Here is an 8,835-nt window from a genome sequence, read left to right on the forward strand (position 1 = left end):
GGCTATCAGTGTCTATTGGTAGCGATATATTCATCCTATAAGCATTACAAATCATATAACTGATCTGAGCACTTATTCTCCGCAGGCAAGATTCTTTTCTGATTAATTTGCTTTACCGAAGAGCGAAGCACTAATTTGCCTTGCAAGAGGGTATTACTGATAGGGGCGTCGGGTCGCAATAAACGCCGTTGCAATAACTGGATAGCTTCCGCTCCCAACTCATCACGCGGAACATGCACTGCCGTTAGCGGAACATCATGAATTTCGGCCAAATTAAAACCGTCCATGCTCATCACTGAAACTCTTCCCGGTACGTTTATATTCAATTTATTCAGCACATTTACGGCGCCCACTGCCATATAATCGCCCCCTGCCAAAATAGCCGTGGGCAGTTGGGTATTATCTTCACAACCCGCAATAAATGCGGCAATCGCCTGCTCGGCTTCCGCTGCGCCGAAACCGTGAGTGGTCACCAGATGTTGGTTATCATCAAAATGCATATTATTGTTAGCGAAGGCCTCTTTAATCCCCACCAGCCGCAGTTCCATGGTGTTACGACGTAAACATTGTAATGTCAGAATACGCCGATGCCCTTGCTGTATCAGATAGTTGGCAGAAAATTCGCCAATCGATTGATGGTCAGGAGAAACACTGTCCAATGACATTTCCTGGTCGCGGCAATTAATCAAGACCGACGGTTTATGCACTCCCGCTGCTAATGCATGAATACGCGGGTCATCGATGCCAATAATGATGGCTGCTTCCGTCTGAGGAGTAGTCATTTTCTCCAGAAATAGGGAGATATCGCTATGCGTTTCAGATAATCCGCAGTAGCGAATCATCACCTCATGTTGACTGACGGCTTCAGTTATTCCCTGAATGACTTTGTAATAAAAGATATCAGTGCGCACATCAAAAGCTCGGTGTGGCGCAAATACCATAATGTTGTTGAGCATTAACCGCCCGCTGGATAAATTCTGCAAAATTCCCTGTGACTGCGCATAGGCCATAACTCGCTGTTTTGCCTTCGCGCTGGTATTCGCTTTGCCGGCTAATACTCTGGATACTGTGCTAATTGAAAGGCCAGTCTGATTAGCTATTTCTTGTATTTTTAGCTTTCCATTCATTTTGTGATCTCTCTCAAATTAGCAAATGAAAAAATTTTCATAGCCGGTAAATAGCCTATTTAGGGCGTTACAAAATATAAATGCTGAAATATCACTCAGCTTATGAAAATTTTTTCAAAAAAATGCGTATTAAAGCGAATTTAAGCTAGTTACCTTGTTTTCACCAAAATAATCAAGTTTTGGTAAACCAATTTTAAAAACTTATCAGTCCGGTTAATTTTGATTAAATATAAAAATACCAACAATATCAGATAACTGTATTTTATTAGTCAGCTTTAGTGTGATTAATATCACATTAAAACTCGGCGTAATCTTAATAACCAAAAATGGATCTTACCAAAACAATAAGTTGGTCAGGTTAATTTACTACTGACCAACACCAGGAGGCTGGGATGAGTGTTGAGATTAATCAAACCGCGAAAGTTGTCGGGCGACGAAAAATAAAATCATTGCGCTGGTGGATGCTGGCGCTATTTCTACTTGGGGTCACTGTTAACTATATTACCCGTAACTCACTAGGCATTTTGGCCCCTGAGTTAAAAACCAGCCTGAATATGACCACTGAACAGTATTCATGGATAGTGGCATCATTCCAGTTGGCTTACACCGTGTTTCAGCCACTCTGTGGTTGGTTAATTGATGTTATCGGTTTAAAAATGGGGTTCCTGATTTGCGCCAGTGTTTGGGCCGTGGTGTGCATGATGCACGCCGGAGCAGGCACCTGGTTCCAATTAGCCGTATTGCGCTTCTTTATGGGCAGTGCCGAAGCTGCGGCCACACCGGCCAACGCCAAAGCGATTTCTGACTGGTTCCCGAAAAAGGAGCGACCTATTGCGGCGGGCTGGGCTGGCGTGGGCTTCTCCATTGGCGCAATGTTAGCACCCCCCATTATCGTATTGGCCCATGTGGCGCTCGGCTGGCAAGGCGCATTTCTCTTCTCCGGTGCCTTAGCCATGGTTTGGGTGCTGTTATGGTGGCGCTTTTACCATTCACCGGATACTCACCCCAATCTGAGTAAAGAAGAGTTTGAACTGATTCATCAGGATAATGAGCCAGTATTGCCACGGCTGCCATTCCTTAAATCGTTAGCTATCCTTAGCAAAAACAAGAAATTCTACGGCATTGCTATTCCCGCATTTCTGGCAGAACCCGCCTGGGCCGTGTTTAGCTTCTGGGTTCCGCTGTATTTGGCGACCGAGCGCGGTATGGACTTAAAACAAATCGCCATGTTTGCCTGGTTGCCTTTCCTCGCGGCAGATATCGGCAGTGTTGCCAGCGGCTACTTAACCAAACTCTATCAAAAATGGTTCGGTTGCAGCCGCATTAACTCGGTGGTCGCCAGCTCAGTCACCGGTGCCTTCATGATGGTCTCACTGGCCTTTGTGGCTATCACTAAAGACCCGTATCTGGCGATTGCGTTGATCTCTATTGGCGGCTTTGGTCATCAGGTTATCTCCTGCATGCTCAGTGCATTAGTGGTTGAATCTTTTGATAAAAACCAAGTGGCCACTGTCAACGGGCTACGAGGCTCTTCAGCCTGGATAGCCAGTTTCCTGTTTACTTTATTGATTGGCGCTGTGTCCGACACCATCGGCTTCAACCCACTATTTATCGCCATGGGCTTCTTCGATTTGATTGGTGCCGTATTCCTGGTTTCCCTGTTTGCTGAGCGCCGCAATAAAAATCAACCGGCCGCCTGATGTATTCCTTTAAGAGATAAGCTGTAATGAAAACATTAAAAAATTGGCTGTTAATCAATGAATACCCCGACCATCTGGAACTGCTGGTCGATGACCGTCATATATTTTGTCTGTATGTGTTAGAACCAAGCCTCTGCCGGGTGCTGATTAAACGCAATGGCGAACTGGCACTGAATCGCACCTGGAGCATAGCACCAGAGGGTGACGTGCCGTGGTCTGGTCGTGATCGTCTGAGTTTGGCGGGCTTTTCTGTGCCGGGTTATCAGTTGGAGCACCATGAAGATAAGTTAATGGTGACCACTGACTGTTTGCGCATCACCATTCATCAACCGTTGTACTTGGAATGGGAATATAAAAATCAGCACGGTGAATGGCAGCCACTGGCGGCAGACAGGCCAACCAGTGCTTATCTTCTCAGCCCACAAGGAGAAGCGATTGCTCACTATCAGCGCCGCTATCCCAATGAGCAATATTACGGGCTGGGTGAGAAAGCTGGCGATCTTAACCGCGCGGGTCGCCGCTTTGAAATGCGCAATCTGGATGCTATGGGCTATAACGCCGCCAGTACTGATCCGCTCTACAAACACATTCCTTTCACTATCACCCGTCGTGATGATGTCAGCTTTGGTCTGTTTTATGACAATCTCAGCAGTTGCTGGTTGGACTTAGGTAACGAGATTGATAACTACCATTTAGCCTATCGGCGTTATCAGGCCGAAGCTGGCGACCTTGATTACTATATGTTCCTCGGCCCGAAAGTGCTGGATGTGACAAAAGCCTTTGTGCGCCTGACCGGTAAAACGCAATTTGGCCCTAAATGGAGCCTCGGCTACAGCGGCTCCACCATGCACTACACCGATGCCCCCGATGCTCAGGTGCAGTTACAAAAGTTCATTACTTTATGTCAGCAGCATGATATTCCGTGTGACTCATTCCAGCTTTCGTCCGGCTATACCTCCATCAACAATAAGCGCTATGTGTTTAACTGGAATGACGAAAAAGTGCCGCAGCCAAAGGTAATGAGCCAGGCATTCCTGCAAGCCGGTATCAAATTAGCCGCGAATATCAAACCTTGTTTATTGCAAGATCACCCAAAATATCAAGAAGTTGCCAAGCGTGGACTCTTTATTCGCGATGGTGAAAGTGGGCTACCCGAGCGCTCGTCATTTTGGGATGACGAAGGCTCTCACCTTGATTTTACTAACCCAGAAACCGTGGATTGGTGGCAGGAAAATGTCACTAAACAACTGTTAGAACTGGGAATTGGTTCAACCTGGAATGACAATAACGAATACGAAGTGTGGGATGGCGCAGCGCAATGCAATGGATTCGGTGAAGCTATTGCCATCAAACACATCAGACCGGTGATGCCTTTGCTGATGATGCGAGCCTCAATGGAGGCTCAACAGACATTTGCACCAGAAATGCGTCCATATCTGATATCACGCTCTGGTTGTGCCGGAATGCAGCGTTACGCCCAAACCTGGAGTGGCGATAACCGCACCAGTTGGCAAACCCTGCGCTATAACATCCGCATGGGGCTGGGTATGAGTCTGTCCGGGCTCTATAACCTCGGTCACGATGTGGGTGGTTTTTCGGGCGATAAACCAGAAGCAGAATTATTTATTCGCTGGGTACAAAACGGCGTAATGCATCCACGGTTTACCATTCACTCATGGAATGACGATAACACCGTCAATGAGCCATGGATGTACCCCGCTGCCACACCAATGATTCGCGATGCAATGGCATTGCGCTATCGACTATTACCTTATTTTTATACCTTGCAATGGCAAGCGACCCATGATGATGAGCCGATGTTACGCCCGACTTTCCTCGATCATGAGCACGATAGCTACACATTTAAGGAAAATGACGATTTTATGTTGGGTCGTGATTTGCTGGTCGCCAGTGTGGTGGAACCGGGTCAGCGCCAACGTCAGATCTATTTACCGGATAATCATGTGGGTTGGTATTGTTTCCATACCGGTCAATGGTATAGCGGCGGGCAAACTATTGTTTTAGATGCGCCACTCGAGCGCCTGCCTCTGCTGGTGCGCGCCGGTGCAGCACTGCCACTGTCACGACGTATTGCTTTCGTGAATGCAGAACAAGATACCCAACGCGAACTGGCGCTTTATCCCACCAAAGGAGGCGGCCAATCCAGCGGGATGCTGTTTGAAGATGATGGTGAGAGCCACCGTTGGCAGCAAGGGGCAGCATTGTGGTTGAGCTGGCAAGTTACGACCGACAATCACCGCATTGATATCAATTTTGAACGCACGGGAAGCTATCAACCCGCTTGGCATGAATTGACCATTAACTTGCCAGAACATGAGCATCGCGAGTTATACATCAATGGCGTAGCCAGCCGTCAATTGCAGTTAAGTCAGCTCAGCTAGTACGTTGATTGGTAGTGCGTTGATTGGTAGGGAAATACAGCGGCGGGTTCTATTCCAGAGCCCGCTTATGTCTCATATCAATCACTAGTTGATTAGCGCAAGAGTTTTAATGCACCAGTCAATGAACGCACCCACTTCTCCGGCCCAACCAAACCCAAACCGTCCAATTGCTCATCAGCTAGCGAACGTAATGGAAATGCCGCTTCGTAATCTTGAAAACTGTGCATCGAGCGCGCAAATGCAGGAAAAGGCACAATTGCCCGCTCATGAGTGGCTGCTAAAGCTTTCAGCAATACTTCTCTCATCTGCGCAGCATTCGCCTGCAAAATAGGTACCGGCAATTTTGAGCTAACGTCAATTTCTTGCCCCGCCGAATCGGACAATGCCGTCCCAGCCAATTGCGGAAATTTAGCCGCCAGGCCAATCCCCACCGCACTGGTGGTATTGGCAATCAAGCCAACTGGAAGCTCGGGATTAACGATAATTGCGATACGTATTTGATCTGCCACAGCCATGCCCTTTTGCCCATAATGATGTGCACAAGATCATATCTCTCCCGCGTGGGTAAGTGCTTTCTTTTATTAGCTCCATTCAGCTAATATTGGTAAAATATACCCAAATAAAATAATAAACAGGTAGAAAATGCCATCATCATTAATAACATCGGCAGATATAAAAATTCTCAAACAATTACAGCACTCTGGCCGGATGACCAACCAAGAGTTGGCCGATAAAGTAGGGATGGCGACTTCTCCGTGTTGGCGGCGGGTGAAGCAACTTGAAGAAAGCGGCATTATTACCGGCTATCAGGCCAATATTGATCGCCGGAAAATAGGTTTGGGGATTTTGGCCTTTATTCGGGTGAAAATTGACAGCCACAGTGAGGAAGAAGCGAAGTTGTTTGAAATGCAGGTTGGGGCGCTAAAACCGGTGATTGCTTGCTATGCCGTCGCAGGGGATGCCGACTTCCTGCTACAAGTGGTTGCCGAAGACCTCGACAGTTTCTCCACCTTCGCTATGTCGGTTATCCGCCGACTTTCGGGGATTAAAGAGATGCAAACAACATTCGTCCTGCGCGAAGTAAAACCGCTGGATCATTTGCCGCTGGAATAAGCCGCACTGTAAGGCATCAACCGATGCCTTTTATTGACTTGCCTGGTTTCTATGCAGCCAGCACTCTATTACGCCCTGACGCTTTGGCACGATAGAGCGCCTCATCCATGCGTTTAAACAAACTATCAGTATCTTCACCCACCTGATGTTGCGCGACCCCGATGCTGACCGTGAGCTGTGGCAAGTTAGGTTGGCAGATCATTTGAATAGTTTCTCTAATAGATTCAGCTAATTGCAATGCCCCGTCCAGATTAGTTGAGGGCAGGAGAATGGTAAATTCCTCACCGCCCCAGCGGAACACGATATCGCACTCGCGGATGATAGACTCCAGTGTTCTTGCCAGGAAAATCAGAACCTCATCGCCCTTATGATGCCCAAGTTGGTCGTTAATATTTTTAAAATGATCGACGTCCAATAAAATCAAACTGAAATTTTGGCCGTAACGCTGGCTCTGAGCATGCGCATGTTCGACCAAAGGAAAGAACTGACGCCGATTGCCTAAGTCTGTCAGTGGATCTTTCAAAGCAGCATGTTCTAGCGCCTGTTCAAGCCGTTTTTGCTCAGTAATGTCATGAATAATACAAAGCATCAATCTTATGCCATCTAACTCAACTGGCCCGGCATAGGTTTGGACATGACGGGTATTTCCATCCGCTAATTTATGAATAAAGTTAAGTGGCTTATGCCCACCCGGTAATTTGGCGACCTCATTCATGACAGGCAACACATCCTTTCCCATACTATTAATTTCCCAGGTGTGTTTCCTGCACATTTCATCCCGCGAATAGCCATAGAAACGGGTTGCCGCTTGATTAGCATCGACAATCAGCCCCTCTTTCGACGGATCAATCAGTAGCATTGGCGCTGTATTGGTACTAAAAAATTGCTCGTAAAAACTCTGTTCGCTGCGGGAATAAGCTTTTGCCATTAGCTTAGGGCTGGTCGGCTGGGTTACCACACTTTCTGAAATATAAAGCCCTTCAAAAATAATAACCACGCCATAGGGTTCTAGCTGAGTTAAGGAGAGACGGCAACTCAGTGGAAAAGCATTTTCTTCTGTCTGAATAGTCCAAATTTCAATAACGTGGTCATCAACAGCCAGAGCAGGGAGATAAGCATGCAAATGCTGCTGCGCATGTGCTGAAAAGCGCCCATTACGCATGTGCGGCAACTGGATGTCTCCAGCAATTTTTCGAGCTTCCTTGTTAGCAAACAGTATTTCCTGATTTTTGGGTAATACCACCCAAATCGGGGTACTCAAGATATTCAATGTATCTAAGTCAGTTGCAACCATAGGAATACCGAAAGATATTTGGCATGAAAATAGAATACAGCTAATTCATATTTTTAGAACAATAGTTTTTCGACAACCACTCCTAGCCATCCAGCAGCGAAGTACCATAAGAGTTGTCAATCGTGCAGATCCAACTACCCTCGTTTTCATGACGAAATACATAAGTCGCACGCCGGGTTGTGGTCACCACACCGCCCTGCTCATCAGGAAAATGCAACACCGTTTCCATAATAACCAAAGCATCCCCAGCACCTTCGATGACCTGCATCTCCCCCTGTTCAACCACGAGTTGATTTTTAAAATGGTCAGAGATAGCGATAAAGGCTTTGCGGATATTATCCTTGCCTCTGACAATCATCCCAGGCTTGATGACCAGCGCGGCATCCGGCGCATAATACTTCATCAACTCATCAAAATTCCGCTCAGATATTGCTTTGTCACATGCTGCGATAACTTGACGTATAGGATGCGCACTCATTGAAATTAACTCCATAAATTTGGTAATGGATATGGACCGGAAATATTTATTCGATGAATCTAAATCAAACATCAGTTATCAATAATCTCTTTTTCTCTCGTATGTCAGGAGCGACAAAGGTGAGCCAGGAACAGCTTCCTTGAGTTTTATTTCAATCGTTTACCCGCATCATCAATAACTTTCTCACCGTCTTCCTTGGTAAAAGCCCCTTTTTGGGCATCAGAAAGAATCTCCAATACCACTTCTGACGGACGGCACAACCGAGTTCCCAACGGCGTCACCACGATCGGACGATTAATCAGGATTGGATATTGCAGCATAAAGTCGATTAACTGGTCGTCAGTAAAGCAATCTTCAGTAAGCCCTAGTGTTTCATAAGGCTCAACGTTTTTACGCAGCAACGCCCGTGCGCTGATCCCCATGTCGGCAATAAGTTTCATCAGTACATCGCGCGAGGGCGGTGTTTCAAGATAGTAAATAATGGTCGGTTCTGTACCGCTGTTACGGATCAGCTCCAGCGTGTTACGCGAGGTGCCGCAGGCCGGGTTGTGATAAAGAGTAACATTGTTCATATCAGTATCTCATTACAGATTAAGGGAGAGGCGCAGCGCCAGTGCGGTCAGTGTGACAAACAGCACAGGTAGAGTCATGATAATCCCAGTGCGAAAGTAGTATCCCCAGGTGATCGTCATGTTTTTCTGTGAAAGCACATGCAGCCAGA

The 8,835-nt window shown here is 46.8% G+C and carries 9 protein-coding genes; 3 read left to right on the top strand and 6 right to left on the bottom strand.

The features are described 5' to 3' along the window. Positions 1 to 44: 44 nt before the first annotated feature. Positions 45 to 1,127, bottom strand: coding sequence for a LacI family DNA-binding transcriptional regulator (locus ACNSO8_RS17830; protein ID WP_050160173.1), 1,083 nt, complete (start codon positions 1,125 to 1,127; stop codon positions 45 to 47). A gap of 392 nt (positions 1,128 to 1,519) precedes the next feature. Between ACNSO8_RS17830 and ACNSO8_RS17835 the strand changes: the two genes are divergently transcribed. Both ACNSO8_RS17835 and ACNSO8_RS17840 read left to right on the top strand, forming a co-directional pair. Then, positions 1,520 to 2,827, top strand: coding sequence for an MFS transporter (locus ACNSO8_RS17835; protein WP_019078965.1), 1,308 nt, complete (start codon positions 1,520 to 1,522; stop codon positions 2,825 to 2,827). Between the two features lie 26 nt (positions 2,828 to 2,853). Continuing rightward, a complete protein-coding gene (locus ACNSO8_RS17840) occupies positions 2,854 to 5,229 on the top strand; it encodes a TIM-barrel domain-containing protein (protein WP_418395403.1) in 2,376 nt (791 codons plus the stop codon). A gap of 92 nt (positions 5,230 to 5,321) precedes the next feature. Here ACNSO8_RS17840 and ACNSO8_RS17845 read toward each other — a convergent pair whose 3' ends face one another. Then, the gene (locus tag ACNSO8_RS17845) at positions 5,322 to 5,744 is read right to left on the bottom strand and encodes a DUF2000 domain-containing protein (protein WP_019078967.1); all 423 of its coding nucleotides are present in this window, start codon (positions 5,742 to 5,744) and stop codon (positions 5,322 to 5,324) included. A 127-nt stretch (positions 5,745 to 5,871) separates the two neighbouring features. On the opposite strand from ACNSO8_RS17845, the gene ACNSO8_RS17850 reads away from it, so the two are divergent. Beyond that, the gene (locus ACNSO8_RS17850; protein WP_019078968.1) at positions 5,872 to 6,342 is read left to right on the top strand and encodes an Lrp/AsnC family transcriptional regulator; all 471 of its coding nucleotides are present in this window, start codon (positions 5,872 to 5,874) and stop codon (positions 6,340 to 6,342) included. Positions 6,343 to 6,391: 49 nt separating this feature from the next. Here ACNSO8_RS17850 and ACNSO8_RS17855 read toward each other — a convergent pair whose 3' ends face one another. The 4 genes from ACNSO8_RS17855 to ACNSO8_RS17870 all read right to left on the bottom strand — a co-directional run. Then, the gene (locus tag ACNSO8_RS17855) at positions 6,392 to 7,636 is read right to left on the bottom strand and encodes a sensor domain-containing diguanylate cyclase (protein WP_050130426.1); all 1,245 of its coding nucleotides are present in this window, start codon (positions 7,634 to 7,636) and stop codon (positions 6,392 to 6,394) included. A gap of 82 nt (positions 7,637 to 7,718) precedes the next feature. After that, positions 7,719 to 8,114, bottom strand: a complete 396-nt coding sequence (locus ACNSO8_RS17860; protein ID WP_019078970.1) for a YybH family protein — start codon at positions 8,112 to 8,114, stop codon at positions 7,719 to 7,721. A 146-nt stretch (positions 8,115 to 8,260) separates the two neighbouring features. Beyond that, a complete protein-coding gene (gene arsC / locus ACNSO8_RS17865; RefSeq protein ID WP_019082427.1) occupies positions 8,261 to 8,686 on the bottom strand; it encodes a glutaredoxin-dependent arsenate reductase in 426 nt (141 codons plus the stop codon). Between the two features lie 12 nt (positions 8,687 to 8,698). After that, positions 8,699 to 8,835 (bottom strand): ArsB/NhaD family transporter (locus tag ACNSO8_RS17870; RefSeq protein WP_418395404.1); only part of this gene is annotated, 137 nt, incomplete at its 5' end.

It is taken from the genome of Yersinia sp. LJYL362 (assembly GCF_048323875.1).

What these genes read in the sequence shown, in the direction of transcription:
- ACNSO8_RS17850 (WP_019078968.1), top strand. Translation starts at nt 5,872, where the DNA reads ATGCCATCATCATTAATAACATCGGCAGATATAAAAATTCTCAAACAA.
- arsC (WP_019082427.1), bottom strand. Translation starts at nt 8,686, where the DNA reads ATGAACAATGTTACTCTTTATCACAACCCGGCCTGCGGCACCTCGCGT.
- ACNSO8_RS17840 (WP_418395403.1), top strand. Translation starts at nt 2,854, where the DNA reads ATGAAAACATTAAAAAATTGGCTGTTAATCAATGAATACCCCGACCAT.
- ACNSO8_RS17835 (WP_019078965.1), top strand. Translation starts at nt 1,520, where the DNA reads ATGAGTGTTGAGATTAATCAAACCGCGAAAGTTGTCGGGCGACGAAAA.
- ACNSO8_RS17845 (WP_019078967.1), bottom strand. Translation starts at nt 5,744, where the DNA reads ATGGCTGTGGCAGATCAAATACGTATCGCAATTATCGTTAATCCCGAG.
- ACNSO8_RS17855 (WP_050130426.1), bottom strand. Translation starts at nt 7,636, where the DNA reads ATGGTTGCAACTGACTTAGATACATTGAATATCTTGAGTACCCCGATT.
- ACNSO8_RS17830 (WP_050160173.1), bottom strand. Translation starts at nt 1,127, where the DNA reads ATGAATGGAAAGCTAAAAATACAAGAAATAGCTAATCAGACTGGCCTT.
- ACNSO8_RS17860 (WP_019078970.1), bottom strand. Translation starts at nt 8,114, where the DNA reads ATGAGTGCGCATCCTATACGTCAAGTTATCGCAGCATGTGACAAAGCA.